This is a genomic window from Paenibacillus agri (assembly GCF_013359945.1).
In the GTDB taxonomy this organism is placed as follows: Bacteria; Bacillota; Bacilli; order Paenibacillales; family Paenibacillaceae; genus Paenibacillus_AQ; species Paenibacillus_AQ agri.
On sequence record NZ_JABWCS010000004.1, the window covers coordinates 1 to 223 of the forward strand.

General features: G+C 52.0%; 1 protein-coding gene. It reads right to left on the minus strand.

All coding sequences use genetic code 11. The annotated features are described in order from the left end of the window. A partial coding sequence (locus HPT30_RS00015; protein ID WP_246316840.1) for a reverse transcriptase domain-containing protein occupies positions 1-223 on the minus strand: 223 nt, incomplete at both ends.

Consider the following 223-nt stretch of genomic DNA (forward strand, 5'->3'; position numbering starts at 1 on the left):
CTGTCCACCGCACTTTTCTCCCGGTTTACTTTCAGTTTTAGCTTCCCTTCTACAAACCGACTTACCGATTCCATCACACGTTCGCCTGCTCGCCTACTCGCTACAAAGATATTACAGTCGTCCGCATAGCGTACAAATCGCAATCCTCGTCCGCTTAGCTCCTTGTCCAAATCGTCCAGTAAAATGTTCGCCAGCAGCGGGCTGAGTGGACCACCTTGCGGCG